We start from the raw sequence: 18,042 nt of genomic DNA, 5'->3' as shown, positions 1-18,042 counted from the left end.
TTATTAGTTATGCTAGTAAAATTAGTAGTAAAGCGTTTATTTTTGATAGTATTACTATCATTTGTGAATATTAGTCTTACATTTGTCAAAAAAACACTGTATTCACTATGTCTTATTCGATTCCCGTAACCGTAGCCTACGGCGACGGCATTGGTCCTGAAATAATGGAAGCAACCCTTCGCATTCTCGAAGCTGCGAAGGCTCCATTGGCGTATGAAACTATACAAATCGGCGAAAAAGTCTATCAAAGCGGCCACTCGGCGGGTATCCGGCCCGAAGCCTGGGAGTCGCTGCGTCGGACGAAGGTTTTCCTGAAAGCCCCCATCACAACCCCACAGGGCGGTGGCTTCAAAAGCCTGAACGTTACTACACGCAAGATGCTGGGTCTGTACGCCAATGTTCGTCCGTGTATTTCCTACGCGCCTTTTGTAGCGACCAAACACCCAACCATGGATGTGGTGATTATCCGGGAAAACGAAGAAGATCTTTACGCGGGTATCGAACACCAGCAAACACCGGAAGTTGTCCAGTGCCTCAAACTTATTTCGCGGCCCGGCTGCGAAAAAATTGTGCGGTACGCGTTCAACTACGCCCGTCAATACGGTCGCTCAAAAGTGACCTGCTTCACAAAAGACAATATCATGAAGCAAACGGATGGCTTGTTCCACCAGGTGTTCGATGAAATAGCTAAGGAGTATCCGGAGATTGAAGCAGAACACTGGATTGTTGACATTGGAGCTGCTAAACTGGCCGATACGCCCGAAGCGTTCGATGTTATTGTGATGCCGAACCTGTACGGAGATATTCTTTCCGACGTGGCAGCTCAGATTGCCGGGTCGGTTGGGCTGGCCGGTAGCAGCAACATTGGTGAAGAAGTGGCCATGTTTGAAGCTATTCACGGATCGGCCCCCCGGCGGGCAGGTCAGAATCTGGCCAATCCATCGGGCTTATTGTTGGGAGCCATTATGATGCTGGTCCATCTGGGCGAGGGCGAGGTGGCTTCTAAAGTGCACAATGCCTGGCTCAAAACGCTGGAAGACGGTATCCATACATACGATATCTACAAAGAGTCGGTTAGTACCGAGCGCGTGGGGACAAAAGAATTTGCCGACGCGGTCATTGCCCGCATGGGGCAGTTACCTACCCAACTCAAACCTGTCCAGTACGCCAGCGTGAAGGCTGAGCCGATAAAAGATAAGCTGAGTGTGAGAAAACCTGTGACAACGGAAACTGTTGGCGTCGATATTTTTCTCTACCACGAAAACCGGGATGCGGCTCTTCTGGGCGATGGCCTGGCTAAGTTTACCTCCGGACCACTGAGCTTATCCATGATTACCAACCGGGGCGTAAAAGTATGGCCGGACGGTTTCGCCGAAACGTTCTGTACGGATCACTGGCGCTGCCGGTTCAAGGCCGGTGATGTGAAAAACGTCCGGTACGAAGAAATTCTTGCATTGCAGAGTAAGCTCACCGAAGCCGGTTACCGCATCATCAAGACGGAGAACCTTTGCACGTTCGATGGTCAGCCAGCCTTCTCGGCGGGTCAGGGCGCTTAAGTAATCACTCTTTTTAGCAGAAAAAACATGTCTGAGCCAATAGAATTAAAGGTCATTAACGGCCGCTTTAACCCCGAAGAGGCTACGCCTATCCTTACGGGAATCATAAATGCTAAATTACAGCATCATGCCCGTAAAATTTCCCTGCACGACCAGACGGAAGAGGGCATAAAAGCGTCGGAAACCCGAATCAAGCAGCTCGAAGAGGACTTGCGGCAGTCCCTTCGTTTTCTTCGGGAAGCGGCTCAACGAGGCAGCCGGGTCGATATTGATGGTGTACTGACCATCAGGGAAGTTCCTCAATAGGCAAGACCTGTCTGGTAACCTGCTTTACAAACGGATCATTACTATACCTATATTTTATGATCACCTGCTACAGGCCTGAATGACGTAACAACAGCCTTTCGGACTATACCGCACTGATTGTTTGCACGGTAGTCGGGTCTGTAGCTATTTTAATTGTTTGAGAAGACAGCACGGTCGGTAGCGTAGTATAACGCTGCCGTACCGTGCTGTCATTTTATATGAGTGAATCTATTACCGGCCCGTGTTCGACATAATGGCCGGTTGATACAGAAAGTAATCATAAATAGAGCGGGCGGCATGGGCGATCGTCTGTTCCCGCTCGGCGAGTGGCATGGGCGAATCACCCACAAAAACGGCAATGGCAATATGTCCCGCATTGCCGGGAAGCGTGATAATACCCACATCGTCCGTAGCGCTGCCATCCAGCGACCCGGTTTTGTGGGCAATAATCGTGTTCGGTGGTAAGTAGCCTTTCAGGCGGGCGGCTCCACCCCGGCAACGTTCCATTACCCCCAGCAACAACGCCCGACTTTCGGGTTTGAGGGCCGTACCCCGATAAATTTGCGCCAGTAAATTAACCATCGCATCGGGAGTTGACGTATCGCGTGGGTCGGTTTTGAGTCGCGCAGCCGCAGCCCGTCTTGTTTCCGGTGTCGTGGTGCTGTCCAGTTTTGCGTAAAAACCGACCGTCCATTTATCGGAAGGGGGCAGCGTGATGCCTTCGAGATCGGCGATCAGCTGGACAATCGTCCGGTCGACGGACATGCCCTGTATGCCCAGCGTCTTAAGCCGATTCTGAACGGCTTCGGTACCGCCCACCAGCCGAAGGAGAATATCGGTGGCTGAATTATCGCTGATGACCATCATCAGCTCCAGCAGGTTTTGAACGGACAGTTGAACGCCGGGTTTGGCAAACAGAACTTCAAGCGTACCACTTCCCGGATGAAGGTCAGACGGTTGCAGATCCACCATTGTCATCAGGGATAATTTACCTTGTTCAATCAGAGTAAACAACTGCACCGCAATGGCAACCTTTACGGTACTTGCCATCGGGAATCGCTCCTGTAAGTTCAAGCTCACCTGCTTACCCGATTCGAGGTGAAGGGCGCAAATGCCCACTTTGGCTTTAGCGATTGCCGCAGCCCGGTCCAGTTCCTGCTCCAGCCGTTGGGTGGCTATGTCTTTTTTGCCAGCGGTGCCGGTTTGGGCCAGCGATGGGCTATTGAAGAATAGTAATACGCTTAGTACGAATACGTTGATTTTGAAAAGAATTGAGGTCATTGTATGAGGGTTTAGGGCAATTTGATTAGAGCGATGCCAGCGCCTGTTCCAAATCGGCAAGCAGATCATTCACATTCTCGATCCCTACCGAGTACCGAATCAGGCTCTCGGGAATGCCCAGATGCCGGCGCTGTTCTTCCGTCAATTCGACGTGGCTGGTAGTTCGGGGTGGGCCGGCCAATGTACTGACCGAACCGAGGCTGGCGGCCAGATGCACAAACTGGAGCTTCGGTAAAAACTTCCTGACCTGGTCGTAGCCGCCATTCAGCGAAAAGCTCATGATGCCCCCGAAACCGGACATCTGCGCTTTGGCGATATTGTGACCGGGGTGCGTTTCCAGTCCCGGATAGAACACATCGCTTACTTTGGGGTGGACTTTCAAATACCGGGCAATGGTCAGGGCCGAAGCGTTTTGCCGTTCGATGCGCAGTTCCAGCGTTTTCATGCCACGCGCAATCATGTAAGCGGCATCGGCCTGTATGCTGGCTCCGTTGATCTCCCGAAACTGGAATACTCTGCTGACCAGTTCTTTACTGCCGCACAAGACGCCACCCATGGCATCGGAGTGGCCACCCAGAAACTTGGTCGCACTGTGGAGCACAAGGTCGGCACCCAGGGCCAGTGGATTTTGGTTGATGGGTGTGGCAAAGGTATTATCGACAACCGTAACGGCACCCACCTTTTTAGCGGCTGCGGCCAGTCGGGCCAGATCGACCACTTTCAGGGTGGGGTTGGTGGGCGTTTCGAGGTAAAGAACGTCGCAGCCTTTGGCTACTTCGGCTTCGACCTGGTCGAAATCTGTGGTGTCGCAAAGAGTAACGTTTACCTGATAGCGGGGGAGGAAATCGAGGAAGAGTCGGCTGGTGCCGCCATAGGTATCTTTGAGCGAAACCACCCGTTTGCCGGGTCCCAGTAGCGCAAACAGCGTATTACTAATAGCGCCCATGCCGGTGGCAAAGGCCGTGGCGGCTTCGGCACCTTCCAGAATCCGGATTTTTTCTTCGAGTACGTGAACGGTTGGGTTGGTGTTGCGGCTGTAGATGAAGCCGTCGGCTTTGCCCAGGGCTACTTCGTGCCATTCGTCCAGATCGGTATAGGCGAAGGCAACGCTTTTGACGATGGGTGTTGTGACAGCACCGTTGGGTACCGGGTCGGTTTCGCCCGCCCAGACGGACGCGGTACTTTTCTCGTATTTCGAAAAATCCATTACTTGAGTTTAGTTATGTCACAGAGATGCACTGAGAAAAATAGAGATGCACAGAGATTTTTATTGTCTCACTAGCGAAATGCGATACCGTGGAGATTATTGCCTCTGTTGCATTTTATCCTCTTTTTGTTGTCGGAAAATAACTCCTCATGGAAAATTGGATTGATTTTCCATGAGGAGTTGAGCAGGAGGTAATAATACGCAAAAAACGAATTGATTTAAGGCTTTATATGCTCTTCCAAACAGCGTTCGATGTTCTGAAGGCCGGTTCGTAGCTCGTCGGTGGTAGGGTAGCCGAAGCCGACCCGCATGTAGATTTTGTCCTGCTCGAACCAGTGCCCCGGACCGACAATAGTTTGGTAAGCGCTGTAAAGAGACTGGTAAAAGTTATCGGTGTTGAGGGAATATCCGGCTTTCAGACGCGGAAAGCAGACGACGCCCGCCGTTGGCTCCACCCATTCCAGATAGGGCGTTTGGGCGAAGAATTGCTGAGTGAGGGCAAAGTTGGTGCGGATGTGTTGGTGAGCTTCGGCCAGTTGGCTGGCCTGATGCTGTAATACGTGCAGGGCGATCTGCTCGTCCACCACCGAGTTGGTAATCATAATCTGCTCTTTGGCGGCCAGAAACCGGTGCATGAGCGACGCATCCCGGCAGATGATCCAGCCGATGCGAATACCCGGCACACCAAACGCCTTCGACAGCGAACTGACCGAAATGACATGCTTACTTTTTTGGGCCAGATAGGGGAGAAGCGGGGTCTGGAAATTCAGATAACGGTAGGTTTCGTCAACCAGCAGATAGCAGTTATACGCTTCTGCTAATGCCACCAGTTCATTCAGTACCGTTTCGGGAATGACCGTGCCCGTTGGATTATGCGGGTTGGTGATGCTGATGAGCCGGGTAGTGGGTTGAATGGCTTGACGAACCTGCTCGATATTTAGTGCAAACTGTTCATCAAACGTTAGGTCGATGAGGCTCATTTCGCAGTTGATGGCCCGTGGTGTTTCGAGGTTGGTGGCGTAGTTGGGGCGCACCACAATGAGGTGGTCGTGTTCGCTGAGCAGGGTGGTAGCAACGACAAACAACGCCGAAGCGGCACCGCTGCAAACCAGCACATCGGCGGGCGTCAGTACCGTACTCTCGCTGGCAATACAGTCGAGTAAGTCCGGGTGGCCCCGGTGGTGGCCATAACTCAGGACGAGGTCGTTTAAGTTAAGATTCAGCTCACCCAGCGGAATGTCCCGTATGGAGCTTTCCGCCAGATTATACCGGATGGTCGAATAGCCAATTTCTTCCGGCGATTCAATTTCGATGGGCATTCGGGTGTAGCGCATAAATGGGGCTGGTGATCGGTAAAGGCTGAAAATAGCCATTTATCGCCAGTTTATGCTTAGACGGCTTTTAACAAGTACAGGCTTAGTCGATTGGGTATACTGAGTCACTTGGAATAGACTGAACGATCTGGTTATATTTCTCTTCGCCTATTTGGGCAATAATTTTATTGAGATGCCCTTGGGTTATTGTAGAATTAGGTGAACCGATTGTTTCAAATAGCTTGTATGCTCTTATTAGTAAGGGAATAGCCTTTTCGACTTGTTGCTGTTCAATATAAATCCGGCCTATATTATTTAAGGTTGTTCCTTCCCCCCTACGGTCGCCAATTTGCTGTTGGATGGCCAGGCTCTGTTCCAGATACGCAAGGGCTTTCTCATAGTCGCCCCGGGCATAATAAATCTGACTGATGTTGTTTAAGGTTGTTCCTTCTCCGCTTCGGTCGCCAATTTGCTGTCGCATGGCCAGGCTCTGTTCCAGATACACAAGGGCTTTCTCATAGTCTCCCTGGGCATCATAAATCTGACTGATGTTGTTTAAGGTTGTTCCTTCCCCCCTACGGTCGCCAATTTGCTGTCGGATGGCCAGGCTCTGTTCCAGATACGCAAGGGTTTTCTCATAGTCGCCCCGGGCATAAGATAATGTGGCCATATTATTTAAGGTTGTTCCTTCTCCGCTTCGGTCGCCAATTTGCTGTCGCATGGCCAGGCTCTGTTCCAGATACGCAAAGGTTTTCTCATAGTCGCCCCGGGCATAATAAATCTGACTGATGTTGTTTAAGGTTGTTCCTTCTCCGCTTCGGTCGCCAATTTGCTGTCGCATGGCCAGGCTCTGTTGCCAATAGGTGTTAGCATCATCATAATTAGAAAGGTCGAAAAACAACGATCCTAATTGAGAGTAAAGCGCGGCTAGGATTGCCTTGTTCTCTGGTTCGGTCGTCTCAACTTGCCGGAGGAGTCGCTGGATTTCGGCTTGCTTTTCTTCTCTCGTTTGGCCACCTAAAGAAGAAGACGGTTCTAGTTCCTGATTGATGAATTCACCCGTAGAATCAGGTGTTTCCCGATGAAAGTCCAGTTCCAGGGAGCGTAGTGACCACCAATCGGGGACTTTTTTAGGCACTTGTACAAACTCACTTGGTTCTATGAAACAAATCAGGGCTATATCGAGCCGGGCAAAAGCATCCCGGCGCTGATTGAACGCCACACAAATAGACTCGTTGCCTTCTTTGAAAAGCCAGCCAAAATCGGGAATAAGCACTATTCCTGGTTTTAATGTCAGTAACTCGTCGTTGATGTGGCGATAATCTTTCTCGGCTAAGCGAAGTTCGACAGGAGTCCGCTCTGGAAATGTAGCCCGGAGCCAATCAGCAATGTCTTTGTACAGACTGTAGCGATTATGGCCAATCAGAATAAACCGGAACGTTGGCTGCCGTAATGCATTCTTTAGTTGCTGTAGTTCGTCGTCGAATTGCGGTTCCATCAGGCTTCTCCAACAACCCGGTGCTGGTATAATCTGGATACTTCCAATAAAGGGTTAACCCGCTTGTACGTACCGTCGTTATATTCAAAAATGATTTCTTTTTCCAGTAGATTTTGAATCGAACTATTGAAACCAATTGGGTTTCCGGCGTCGAGGTCGGTTTTGAGTGATTTCAGAATATCAAAATCAGTTGGTTCCAGATAGCGGGCAGTCGCATTGCCGAGCTTATCAATGGCCCGGCGCATATTCTCGTTCGTAATCTGCCCAACCGCCGTATCGGCCTGCCAACCCGCCTGTTCTATAATTCGTAATAATTGCCGTGGCGACCCACCACTGTATCGAATTGCCAAATGAATAGTTTCTAAGGAGTCGAATAACTCGGGTGCTACCCGCTTACAAATAAACTCCTCGAAACGCTCGATCGCTTCCTGAACGGTACTGCCGTCGCGGTCGATAATTTTGATAAACGGGAACGTGATGATCTCGCTGAAATTACGAATATGTTGCTCCTCCTTCATCAACTCAATGGGCAGCGTAAAAATCGTATTCGCTTTTATTTGCCGGATACGATTTGACTCATCCATGATGATGGCCCGGCGCGTTGTGGCACTCATCGTTTTTTCGAGCCCGTCGACAATGAAAAGTACTTCCTGTCCTTTCCCTTCCCGTCTTAGCTGTTCGTTCGTTTGTTCGATAAACGTATTGAATTTGATGGAGAAGTCGGGGAAGCGGTTTTTGATGGTTGTGCGAATAGCCACTGCCCGCTCATAACTGCCGGAAAGGCCAAGTTTGAGTTTGGTGGTTACGCCCAGCAACTTACCCAGCAGACCAGCCACCGAGAACGGGTTTTCATTACCGACTTCCAGTTCGGCGCTGCCTTCGGCTTTCAGACTACGATTGATTTCCTTTACCCGTTCCTGAAACCATTCGTTCATGCTGTCAAGAATATCGTCACTTATGCTTAAATCAACCTCGGCTGCTTTCTGAAGTAATTTTTCCAGTTGGAAAACCAGAATGTCCATGTACTGAACATTATCCATGTCGAGTTCTTCATCGACGTTGCAGGTCACGACGAAAAAGCAGCCAGGTGAGTGCAATAGCTGGGCGTATTTGGCTAGTTCAGACGTTTTGCCGGAGCCTCGCATTCCCGCCAGAAATAGCAGTGTTTTATTCGAGCGATTAGGCTGATAGTTGAAACGGTAGTGGCCATCCGGTTTTGTTACATTGAGGATGCGCATAACATCCCGCTCCTGAAAGTCTCCTCTAAGATTTTTGAAATCGACATAGAATTCGTCGTTTGGCGTCACAGGTTCAAACTTATTGACGGCCGCATCAATCTCGTCCATCCGAGTTGCCTTTTTCATGTACTTGTTTTTTTGCAAAAGTAATCAGTTATGGTAGGAGTTTATAACTGGCCTACGAAAGAACAAACTGGTCAGTAATAACTCGCCCATTACCAACCGTTTTTTTAGAGACTGTTCTTTGTACAGTTCATTCAGCTTTTTTGACAGTTCATCCAGCAGGTCATTTCGAGCATGAGCTGTACCGGCTTGTTTTGCCAATTTAATTCACGGTCGAAAAATGAAAGCGATAGTAATTGCCCTTGCTGTTTTGAGCAGCACGCTTGTTCGGGCGCAGTATATGCCCCTTGGCGCGATGACCATGTGGGCCGACGGCTATGTGGTGACGCTGGAAAATGATACCCTGCGGGGTCAGGTGCGGGTTGGGACGATGGTTAACGACTTCCCGGCATCCATTCAGGTTAAAACTGATGACGGAACGAAAACCAAAGTTAAAGGCGAGAGAGTGCGTCTTCTGGCGCAGCGAATCCCTGCCTTTGCGTATGCCACCGGCAGCATTCCCCGCGAGCGGGAGATGATCGTTTTTGAACGCATTCCCAATCCCCGTCGGAATGGCAAACCCATACTGCTGGAACGCCTGACGCCGATTGGTGGGCGAATCGCCCTTTACTTCGATGCATCGGGTTGGAAGAAAACGTCGGAATACACCTTCGGTAACTTTGCGTTTGAGCTAAATCGGCAGGACCTCAGCTACATCGTTCTGAAAAACGGGAGTGAGTCGATGCTTGCCAAGCGTGGCGACATCGAAGCCGTTCATGACCAGCTTTTTGGTGACTGCCCTTCTTTAATTCGTACCTATCCAAACGTTACCCGCCGGGACTGGAGCCGGTTAGGCGATATGGTGCTGGCGTATAATGAGCTTTGCCGGTGATTGACGCGTTGCCAGTTTACCGCGCCACCTCAATCTTGTACTTCTTTCCTTTCATTTTCTCCTGACTGATCTTTGCCAGCAGGGCTTTCACTTTGTCATGCTTCACAGCGGCAAAGGAGATGAAATCCTGCACGTCGATACGGCCCAGGTCGCCTTTTTCAAGGCCGCCCTTCTGGGAGAAAAAGCCGACGATGTCCACCTTGTTGAGCTTGTTCTTCTTACCGCCACTCACGTAAAGCGTAACAAAATCTGGCGGTTGGGGTAAGATCTGCTTTGTGGAAACATGAAATTCCTCAAGCGATGGATCGAGGTAAGTGGGCGGGGTTTCATCGCCAGAAAGAATAACGTAGGCCGTGCCCGACGCGTGCATCCGGGCGGTGCGGCCGTTGCGGTGCGTGAACTCATGCGCCTGCAAGGGCAGGTGGTAATGAATCACGTATTTCATTTCGGGGATGTCGAGCCCACGGGCGGCCAGGTCGGTGGTGACGAGGTAGCGGGTGCTGCCGTTTCGAAACTGGATCAGGGCGCGTTCGCGGTCGGGTTGTTCCATGCCGCCATGATACACGAGCGAATGAATGCCCCGTTCGGCCAGTAGCTCGCGGGTGCGTTCGGCGGCTTCCCGGTGGTTCAGGAAGATCAGCGCCGGTTCGGAGTCGAGGGAACACAAAAGATCAAAAAGGGTGTCGATCTTGTCCTTCGATTGAGAGTAAACAACCTTGGTCGTTAAACCCGTTTCTTCATCGTTCTCCGCCGAAAAGGTCAGTTTGGTTGGCGATTTAAGCCGGATAAAATCGGGAATGCTGATGCCCGATGTGGCCGAAACCAGCACACGTTTCCGCAGGTTACGCAACCCCCGAACGATGAACTCCATCTCATCGTGAAACCCTAATGCCAGCGACTTATCGAACTCGTCCAGCACCAGCGTCTGAATGCCGTCCAGCGAAAACGTTCGGCGGGTGATGTGGTCGGCAATGCGGCCGGGCGTGCCAATGAGCAGGGCAGGGGGATTGCTCAGGTTCTTGATCTCCGTTTCGACGGGGTGCCCGCCATAGCATACGTTGACTTTGAAGCCCGTCGCCATTTTCTTCCAGACCTGTTCGATCTGAATCGCCAGTTCGCGGGAAGGGGCCAGAATCAGGCACTGAACGCTCGTTTTCTGGTCGGATTTGAGCAGATGCAGAACGGGCAACAGAAAACCCACCGTTTTGCCGGAGCCGGTGGGGGCAATTAAAAACGTATCGTTATCCTGCGTAATGGCTTGTCGGGCGGCTTCCTGCATCGGGTTCAACGCCGAAATGCCCAGGTTCGTCAGGATTTGTGTTTGCTGCTCAGGGGTTATCATCCCGTAAAAGTAAACCCTTTTGTAGTACCGACCGTCCCGCTCGGGTGTTTAGTCTGTATTCGACTATTAATCAGCCGACCAGGACGGTCGCAGTGCCGACGCTCGGTACTACAACTCAAACGCCAGCAGCACGTTGCCCGGCAGCTCACCGAACAAGCCATAACCGGAATTGACAAACAACATGCCATCGGCCACAACGGGTGAAGGCCCATCCAGCGAGCCGCCTTTGCCTTTTACACCGTTGACCGTGTCGAACTCACGCGCGGTATCGTAATCCCAGAGAATTTTTCCATCGGTAGTCGAATAAGCCCGTATATACCCGTCCAGGCCCCCGGCAAACACAACGCCAGGAATAACCATTGGCGCGGCTGAGTTAGCTTCGATACACCCTTTTTTGTCGCCACAGGGCGGACTGGCGGCTTTCCAGACTACCTTGCCTGTAGTTACTTCCAGTGCATACAGGCCCGGTGCGGGTTGGTGCTGGGCGTCCGTCTTGCCGAACAGCGCATATTTATTGTCGGCATTGGCAACGTATGCGTATTGCCCGTCGGTGGCCATGCCCCAGTGAATGCCGCCCAGCGCACTACCCAGGCCAACCGATGTTTTCCAGAGCAGTTTGCCATCATCGGGCGATAAGCCATACACCTCAGCCGACTTCTGTCCGACAACCAGCATGTCTTTGCCGTTTGGCTGTTTCACCAGAATGGGCGCCATGCCGAAGTCAAAATCATTGCCCGGTTTATCGGGACAGTTGGGGCCGCCGGGGCAACCCATGTTCCACGCATCATTCTGAGTCGCCTGAAAATTCCAGATGAGCTTGCCCGTTTTCAGGTTCAATGCCTGAATCGCGTCGCTGGTGTTTGTAACGGGATAAGTGTAGTTTTCGCCGGTGCCGATGTAGAGAAGGCCCCGTTTAGTATCGACCGTTGGGCTGCACCAGACAATGCCCCCCGCCGGGCCATAAGCCGGTGCTCCGTTCTTACGTTTACCCGTTTCAGCGGCTTCTTCGGCAATGACCCGATGCCGCCAGATTTCATCACCCGAACGGACGTTCAACGCGACAACTTCACCCGATGACGAACAGCAAGGGTAGTTGGGCAGCAGTACCGACACCACTTCGAGCGACGTAAGCGGCACATACACGATGTTGTCATAGACGACCACCGAGCCCGTGTTCGCCGATTGGGCATGTTGCCCCACCCGCTTCTCCCACAGGAGCTTGCCGGTAGTTACATCGAGGGAGTAAACATTGGTAGCGTTATCGGCAAAAAAAGCCTGCGGGCCACTGGCCTGCTGTACAATGCTGATGGCTCCGCGAATGGCGGCTTTGGCCGTAAATTTCCAGCCGATTTTACCCGACTGCTTGTTTAGACAATAGACATCCCCCAACTGCGAACCTACAATCAGCCAGTTGCCAACAAGAGCGGGTTTACTGCGTACCTGATTGACATCGGGAAAGGCAAACGCCCACTTCAGCTTGAGCGAACCGACGGTAACGGCCGAAATACCCGCCTGTTTGGCCGTGCGAAAGCCAGTTCCTTCGAGGTCGCCACCCCAGCCCGAATGAAGGACAGCCGCTTTTTTTGCGTTGGGAAGGGAGAATGCCGTGTACGCTTCTTTCGGTATGACGGTTTCGGTCAAGGGCTTGTTGGCCAGGTATTGGGCTACCGCTTTCCGCTGCTCATCCGTAAGGTCTTTGGCCTGCACACGCATTTTTCCTGTTTCCAGTGCCGCCAGAATGGCGCGGGGCGGCATGGTACTCAGGATAAAACTTCCCGGAGCTTTAAACGAAGCTTCGGGTTTGTGGCAGTTGTGGCAGGTGGTCATGTAGACCTGCATACCGAGTTTGGCAACAGCCGGGTCTATCGGCTGTGAAAAGCTGATGGTTGTCCGGCAGAAGACCAACATAGAACAGGCAATTCCGGAGAACGTGATGGATGGAGGAAGGTTCATCATGTAGTAGATAAAATTTTTCCCGGCAAATTGGAGCGTATCTAAAAGTAAGGTGTTCCGGAACGAAAGTTCATGAGTTTCGGACGAATGGCTGTTCGGGTTGGATAAACCCCGGCTCTGGTGGGGTAAACGTGATCAGTCTTCAGGTGCCCAATCCGTTTCACTTACTGGAAGCCCGGCTGTGTTCCTGCAGAAGCGCGGTGGGTTGGGGGATAAGCCGTACCTTCGTAGTCTATTTGACTGGTACTGCTATGACTTTCGACGAACTGAATCTAAATAAACCCCTTCTGAACGCACTCCGCGATTTGGGCTATACAACACCCACAACTATTCAGCAAAATGTATTTTCGGTCGTAATGTCGGGGCAGGATGTGTGCGGCATTGCCCAGACCGGAACAGGGAAAACGTTCGCCTACCTGTTGCCTACGCTTCGCCAGATGCAGTTTTCGAAGGACAGACAGCCGCAGTTACTGATCATCGTCCCCACCCGCGAACTCGTGGTGCAGGTGGTCGAAGCTGTGAAGAAACTGACGACCTATATGACTTTAACTGTTGTTGGCGTATATGGTGGTGTCAACATGAAAGCTCAGACTCTTGAGCTTCAGCAGGGGCTGGATGTGCTGGTAGCTACTCCCGGTCGGCTGGCCGATTTCATGCTGGGAGGTATCCTGAAATCGAAAGCAATCAAGAAGCTCGTTATCGACGAATTTGATGAGATGCTCAACCTCGGCTTTCGGGCTCAGTTGAAAGTGGTGCTCGACTTACTGCCTCCCAAACGGCAAAACCTGCTGTTCTCAGCTACGCTGACAGAGGATGTCGATCAGCTCGTGAATGAGTATTTCAATAGTCCGGTGCGTGTGGAAGCGGCTCCCATGGGTACACCGCTGGAAAAAATCGACCAGTCGGGGTATCGGGTGCCTAATTTTTATACCAAGATCAACCTGCTCACGCTACTCCTGAACCGGAATGCGGCCATGACCAAAGTGCTGGTCTTTGTGGCAACCAAGCAACTCGCCGACCAACTGTTCGAGCAACTGGAATCGGGTTTCCCGGATCAGGTGGGGGTTATTCATTCCAACAAAGCGCAGAACAAACGATTCGAGGCCGTCAATAACTTCAAAGCTGGAACTTACCGGATTCTGATTGCGACGGATATCATTGCGCGCGGTATCGACGTGACCGACGTGTCGCATGTGGTCAATTTCGACTTGCCCGAAGTGCCCGAAAACTACATTCACCGTATCGGTCGAACGGGCCGGGCCGATCGGGAAGGGATCGCCATTTCGTTCATTACCGAGAATGCGCGTGAGGAACAGGAAGCCATTGAGCAGTTGATGAATCAACCGATTCCGATGCTTCCTCTGCCCGAAAATCTGGTCGTATCAGACGAGCTAACCGACGATGAGAAGCCGAAGGTGCAGATGAAGTTCATTGACGTCAAGCCACCCAAACGGGAAGATGTTGGCCCCGCTTTTCATGAGAAACTCGCCAAGAACCAGAAGGTGAACGTCCGACGGAATATTGCGGAAGAAAAAATGCTCAAGTACGGCCGACCCATCAAGCGGGTAGGAGGGAAGAAGAAGCGGGATAAATAGGTAAAAGGGGCTGGGAACCTTATAATCAATTTCAAAAAATCATATGCCATTTTCAGAACTCGGTTTATCAAAACCCCTTATCAAAGCCATTGCGGCTCAACACTACCCAAAGCCGTATCCCATTCAGCAGGAGGCTATTCCGGCTATTTTGCAGGGGAAGGATATTTTGGGTATTGCCAAAACGGGTTCGGGGAAAACCGCCAGTTTTGTACTTCCTATTCTGGAACTGTTTCAACGGAAATCTCCAGCCCGGAACCGATATATAAAGTCATTAGTGCTTGTGCCAACGCGTGAACTGGCCGTTCAGGTGGCCGAGGTTTTTCAAACATTTGGCGCTAATCTGCCCCGTAAAGTGAAAACAGTGGCGGTATTTGGGGGCGTATCCATTAATCCGCAGATGATGGCCCTCCGGGATGCCGAAATTGTGGTGGCTACGCCCGGCCGGTTGCTGGACCTCATGGCGTCCAACGCGCTTCAACTGACAGAGGTTGATATTTTGGTGCTGGACGAAGCCGACAAGATGCTCGATCTGGGCTTTGAAGAGGAAATGGAGCGGATCTTCGATCGACTGCCGCGCCACCGGCAAACGATTCTCTTCTCCGCCACACTGGGCGACGCTATTGAGGACATTAACAAAAACCTACTGCGGAATCCGGTCAAAATTGAAGTGGTTGAGGAGGAGCAGAACCTGGACCTGATTAAGCAAACAGCCTATCGTGTCGACGCTGAGCGCAAAGGCCCGCTGCTGCGTTACCTGATCAAGGAAGGAAAAATGAAGCAGGTATTGGTCTTCGTATCATCTACCCGAACGGCCGATAATGTGGTTGTGAAACTCAATAAGAACGGGATTCATGCAGCCGCCATCCACAGCGGCAAAACGCAGGGTGCCCGTACTGATGCGCTCACCAAGTTCAAAGGGGGGCACTTAACCGTTCTTGTGGCTACCGATTTAATTTCCAGAGGTATTGACATTCAGTTGCTGCCGCATGTGATCAATTTTGAGTTGCCGCGTTCGCCCAAAGATTACATTCACCGTATTGGCCGAACGGGTCGTGCCGAAGCCGAAGGGGAAGCCATTTCGCTGATTTGCCCGGAGGATGAACATCACTTCAAGATCATCCAGAAGAAAATGGGCAAACGGGTTGAGATTCGGGAAACAGAGGATTTGAATCTCATGGGGTACTAACCGGATGTATTTGCATATCCGAGTAAACGGGTTTCGCAATAATCTCTATATTTATAGTCATATTTCTATTCCTTTTCCCTAACTGAATAAACTGACTATAAACCATGAACAACCATCCATCGCGCCGTAAGTTTTTGGGCGCTACTGCCGCACTTGTAGCCGGGACGGTAGCGGGTACCAACAAGCTATTTGGTGCCCCGGCCCTGATTCGCTCATTAGGGGATAAGCCGAATTCGTTAATCGACGGGGTGCAGATAGGTGTCATCACCTATTCTTTTCGGGAGATGCCCGATCAGAGTGCCGAAGCTACCTTACAGTATGTCCTGGATTCGGGTGTGAGTGCCATTGAGTTAATGGGTGGCCCCGCCGAGTCGTTTGCCGGTGCCCCGAAAAGTTCGGTCGATATGCGGTCGGTGTTCCCCCTGATGCGGAAGAAGCGGGAAAATCAGCCGCTCACGGAGGATGAGCAGAAAATGCTTACCGAAGCCGAAACCCAAATGAAAGCCTATCGGGCCGAGATGACTAAATGGCGGCTCTCAGTGCCTATGTCGAAGTTTGAGCAGGTGCGTAAGATGTATAACCAGGCGGGAGTGCGTATTTATGGCTTCAAGCCCGACACTTTCGGGATGCAGAGTTCGGACGCGGAAATCGAGTACGGCCTGCGCGCGGCCAAGACGCTGGGAGCCAATCAGGTTACGCTGGAGCATCCGGCTAATGACGCGCATACGTTGAAACTAGGCACAATGGCGCAAAAGCAGGGTATGAAAGTGGGCTACCATGGCCACGAGCAGCAAACGCCTACTTTCTGGGATACGGCGCTGGCGCAATCACCAGCCAATGCAATGAACTTTGATCTGGGGCATTATGTGGCCGCCGGAAACCCTGATCCACTTGTATTGATTAAACAAAAGCATGATCGCATTGCCAGCATGCATATTAAAGACCGCCAAACGGCCGATCACGGCAAAGGTAATCTGGTTTGGGGGCAGGGTGATACGCCTTTGCTTCAGGTGCTGAAGCTGATGCGTGAGCAGAAATATAACTTCCCGGCTACCGTTGAACTGGAATATAAGATTCCGGAAGGGTCAAATTCTGTAGCCGAGGTGAAAAAGTGCGTTAACTTTTGCAGAAACGCGCTCAGCTAGGAAGAGCAAATACATCAGGTTAACAAAGGACGGCTGCGTACTCAATGGGAAATGAGTACGCAGCCTTTTCTTTTATCGTATAGGCAGACTGGAGAAGATACATTTTATATACTTTATGGGGCTTATTTGTGACTTTGTAGATATTATGCGTACTAGTATCATTAGCTAGCAGTACATCCGAAGGAACATATCCTATGAACCCATTTCCCGTTTACACCGCTATTCTACGCCAATGGCTATTGATCATTTCTTTTTTCGGGATACTGCTTAGGTCGGGTTACGGCCAAGTGATTTATAGCAATACATTTACGGGTACTGGAGCCTGTCCCACGCAGGGAAACATTCCAGTCATGTCGTCTAATGCTACAGGAACGGTGTTATCAAGGAGTAGTTCTCTAACATGCGACACTGGCGCAGATGTCTTCAATTCCAGAGGAATCAATAATACTGCAACCGTAAATGATGCTTCTTATATCGAGTTTTCGGTTACGGCTAATACAGGCGCTCAGTTGAACGTGATCTCACTTAGCTTTTTACGGCAGGCCAGTGCTTCAGCACCTAACCAGTTAGACGTGCGCTTTAGTACCAATAATTTTGCGACATCGACGAGTTGGGGAGCTGCTCCGCTTACGCCTATTGTAGGTACTTCTGTTGCTAGTTCTACTATTACCTGGGATTTTCCTAATTTCTCCGTACCTCCTGGTACGACATTGTCGTTTCGATTTTACCCATACGGAACCCAACGAACCGATTTAGGGCCGGGAGCTTCTAATGGTACGATTGGCACCTTCAGACTGGATGATGTGACGCTGAATGGGGCATCGCCTTTACCCGTTAACTTGGTTTCATTTGCTGGTAAAGCCACTAAAAAGGGCGTAACGCTGAACTGGGTGACCGCCTGGGAAGAAGAAAATCGGGGCTTCGAGATTCAGAAAAGCAGCAATGCGAGAAGCTTCGAAACGGTGGGTTCGGTGGAGGGTAAGTTAAACACAAATGTGCAAGCGGTTTATGAGTTCATCGACACCAATGTGATGCCTAGTCAAATTTACTATTACCGGCTTAAGCAAAACGACAGAAGTGGCGCGAGCGATTTGTCGGAAATCATTTCCGTACGGGCAGGTGAGAGTGTGCAGGAAGATAAAGCAGTTATATTCCCTAACCCCAATACTGGCAATTTTACTCTTTTAGGGTTTGGTTCAGAGTCGGTTAGCCTTACGTTGTATGGTCCTTCTGGTGCTGAAATACCAATTGATACCGAAGGAAGTACAGAACGTAAAGCACTTGATATCCGTGCACGTACATTTCTGCCACCGGGTGTTTATTATCTTCACGTAAAGCCAACCGACGCAACGAAGCTGGAAGTACTGAAAGTGCTGATTGAGCCTTAGTCAACATAAGTCCGTTCGAATGAGCTATAAAAAAGCGTGT

14 protein-coding genes are annotated in these 18,042 nt (G+C 50.9%); 7 read left to right on the top strand and 7 right to left on the bottom strand.

From position 1 onward, the window contains the following. Positions 1-107: 107 nt before the first annotated feature. Both NT073_RS21510 and NT073_RS21505 read left to right on the top strand, forming a co-directional pair. Positions 108-1,556, top strand: a complete 1,449-nt coding sequence (locus NT073_RS21510; RefSeq protein ID WP_297377549.1) for an NADP-dependent isocitrate dehydrogenase — start codon at positions 108-110, stop codon at positions 1,554-1,556. A gap of 27 nt (positions 1,557-1,583) precedes the next feature. After that, positions 1,584-1,862, top strand: coding sequence for a hypothetical protein (locus tag NT073_RS21505; RefSeq protein WP_297377547.1), 279 nt, complete (start codon positions 1,584-1,586; stop codon positions 1,860-1,862). Positions 1,863-2,093: 231 nt separating this feature from the next. Here the strand turns inward: NT073_RS21505 and bla are convergent, their stop codons facing one another. The 5 genes from bla to NT073_RS21480 form a co-directional block, all read right to left on the bottom strand. Continuing rightward, positions 2,094-3,143, bottom strand: coding sequence for a class A beta-lactamase (gene bla / locus NT073_RS21500; RefSeq protein WP_297377545.1), 1,050 nt, complete (start codon positions 3,141-3,143; stop codon positions 2,094-2,096). Between the two features lie 25 nt (positions 3,144-3,168). Further along, complete coding sequence (locus NT073_RS21495) at positions 3,169-4,350, bottom strand: cystathionine gamma-synthase family protein (protein WP_297377543.1); 1,182 nt, start codon at positions 4,348-4,350, stop codon at positions 3,169-3,171. Positions 4,351-4,568: 218 nt separating this feature from the next. Continuing rightward, entirely contained in the window at positions 4,569-5,723 is a 1,155-nt protein-coding gene (locus NT073_RS21490) for an aminotransferase class I/II-fold pyridoxal phosphate-dependent enzyme (RefSeq protein WP_297377541.1), read from the bottom strand. Positions 5,724-5,766: 43 nt separating this feature from the next. Beyond that, positions 5,767-7,161 carry a tetratricopeptide repeat protein gene (locus NT073_RS21485; RefSeq protein WP_297377539.1) on the bottom strand — a complete coding sequence of 465 codons (1,395 nt, stop codon included), beginning with the start codon at positions 7,159-7,161 and terminating at the stop codon, positions 5,767-5,769. Next, positions 7,161-8,525 carry a hypothetical protein gene (locus tag NT073_RS21480; RefSeq protein WP_297377538.1) on the bottom strand — a complete coding sequence of 455 codons (1,365 nt, stop codon included), beginning with the start codon at positions 8,523-8,525 and terminating at the stop codon, positions 7,161-7,163. Before NT073_RS21480 ends, NT073_RS21485 begins: the two co-directional genes overlap by 1 nt. A 217-nt stretch (positions 8,526-8,742) precedes the next feature. Here NT073_RS21480 and NT073_RS21475 point away from each other — a divergent pair, with 217 nt between their 5' ends. Further along, positions 8,743-9,393 carry a hypothetical protein gene (locus tag NT073_RS21475; RefSeq protein WP_297377536.1) on the top strand — a complete coding sequence of 217 codons (651 nt, stop codon included), beginning with the start codon at positions 8,743-8,745 and terminating at the stop codon, positions 9,391-9,393. A 16-nt stretch (positions 9,394-9,409) separates the two neighbouring features. On the opposite strand, the gene NT073_RS21470 is transcribed toward NT073_RS21475, so the two are convergent. Next, positions 9,410-10,735 carry a DEAD/DEAH box helicase gene (locus tag NT073_RS21470; RefSeq protein WP_297377534.1) on the bottom strand — a complete coding sequence of 442 codons (1,326 nt, stop codon included), beginning with the start codon at positions 10,733-10,735 and terminating at the stop codon, positions 9,410-9,412. A 108-nt stretch (positions 10,736-10,843) separates the two neighbouring features. Beyond that, on the bottom strand, positions 10,844-12,691 hold the full coding sequence (locus NT073_RS21465; RefSeq protein ID WP_297377532.1) for a PQQ-binding-like beta-propeller repeat protein: 1,848 nt from the start codon (positions 12,689-12,691) through the stop codon (positions 10,844-10,846). A 248-nt stretch (positions 12,692-12,939) separates the two neighbouring features. Here NT073_RS21465 and NT073_RS21460 point away from each other — a divergent pair, with 248 nt between their 5' ends. The 4 genes from NT073_RS21460 (at position 12,940) to NT073_RS21445 (ending at position 18,002) form a co-directional block, all read left to right on the top strand. Then, entirely contained in the window at positions 12,940-14,283 is a 1,344-nt protein-coding gene (locus NT073_RS21460; RefSeq protein WP_297377530.1) for a DEAD/DEAH box helicase, read from the top strand. A gap of 43 nt (positions 14,284-14,326) precedes the next feature. Continuing rightward, positions 14,327-15,469: a DEAD/DEAH box helicase gene (locus NT073_RS21455; protein ID WP_297377528.1), complete on the top strand. Its 1,143-nt coding sequence runs from the start codon at positions 14,327-14,329 to the stop codon at positions 15,467-15,469. Between the two features lie 104 nt (positions 15,470-15,573). Then, a complete protein-coding gene (locus NT073_RS21450) occupies positions 15,574-16,614 on the top strand; it encodes a TIM barrel protein (protein WP_297377526.1) in 1,041 nt (346 codons plus the stop codon). Between the two features lie 194 nt (positions 16,615-16,808). Beyond that, positions 16,809-18,002 (top strand): T9SS type A sorting domain-containing protein, encoded by a 1,194-nt coding sequence (locus tag NT073_RS21445; protein ID WP_297377524.1) that lies wholly within the window; start codon positions 16,809-16,811, stop codon positions 18,000-18,002. Positions 18,003-18,042 lie beyond the last annotated feature (40 nt).

This window comes from Spirosoma sp. (assembly GCF_026391055.1).
Taxonomy (GTDB): domain Bacteria; phylum Bacteroidota; class Bacteroidia; order Cytophagales; family Spirosomataceae; genus Spirosoma.
Note: the sequence above shows the minus strand (reverse complement) of the source record. Positions and strands in the feature narration are given on the sequence as shown.

What these genes read in the sequence shown, in the direction of transcription:
- NT073_RS21450 (WP_297377526.1), top strand. Translation starts at nt 15,574, where the DNA reads ATGAACAACCATCCATCGCGCCGTAAGTTTTTGGGCGCTACTGCCGCA.
- NT073_RS21485 (WP_297377539.1), bottom strand. Translation starts at nt 7,161, where the DNA reads ATGGAACCGCAATTCGACGACGAACTACAGCAACTAAAGAATGCATTA.
- NT073_RS21445 (WP_297377524.1), top strand. Translation starts at nt 16,809, where the DNA reads ATGAACCCATTTCCCGTTTACACCGCTATTCTACGCCAATGGCTATTG.
- NT073_RS21470 (WP_297377534.1), bottom strand. Translation starts at nt 10,735, where the DNA reads ATGATAACCCCTGAGCAGCAAACACAAATCCTGACGAACCTGGGCATT.
- NT073_RS21475 (WP_297377536.1), top strand. Translation starts at nt 8,743, where the DNA reads ATGAAAGCGATAGTAATTGCCCTTGCTGTTTTGAGCAGCACGCTTGTT.
- NT073_RS21455 (WP_297377528.1), top strand. Translation starts at nt 14,327, where the DNA reads ATGCCATTTTCAGAACTCGGTTTATCAAAACCCCTTATCAAAGCCATT.
- bla (WP_297377545.1), bottom strand. Translation starts at nt 3,143, where the DNA reads ATGACCTCAATTCTTTTCAAAATCAACGTATTCGTACTAAGCGTATTA.
- NT073_RS21505 (WP_297377547.1), top strand. Translation starts at nt 1,584, where the DNA reads ATGTCTGAGCCAATAGAATTAAAGGTCATTAACGGCCGCTTTAACCCC.
- NT073_RS21460 (WP_297377530.1), top strand. Translation starts at nt 12,940, where the DNA reads ATGACTTTCGACGAACTGAATCTAAATAAACCCCTTCTGAACGCACTC.
- NT073_RS21495 (WP_297377543.1), bottom strand. Translation starts at nt 4,350, where the DNA reads ATGGATTTTTCGAAATACGAGAAAAGTACCGCGTCCGTCTGGGCGGGC.
- NT073_RS21465 (WP_297377532.1), bottom strand. Translation starts at nt 12,691, where the DNA reads ATGATGAACCTTCCTCCATCCATCACGTTCTCCGGAATTGCCTGTTCT.
- NT073_RS21510 (WP_297377549.1), top strand. Translation starts at nt 108, where the DNA reads ATGTCTTATTCGATTCCCGTAACCGTAGCCTACGGCGACGGCATTGGT.
- NT073_RS21480 (WP_297377538.1), bottom strand. Translation starts at nt 8,525, where the DNA reads ATGAAAAAGGCAACTCGGATGGACGAGATTGATGCGGCCGTCAATAAG.
- NT073_RS21490 (WP_297377541.1), bottom strand. Translation starts at nt 5,723, where the DNA reads ATGGCTATTTTCAGCCTTTACCGATCACCAGCCCCATTTATGCGCTAC.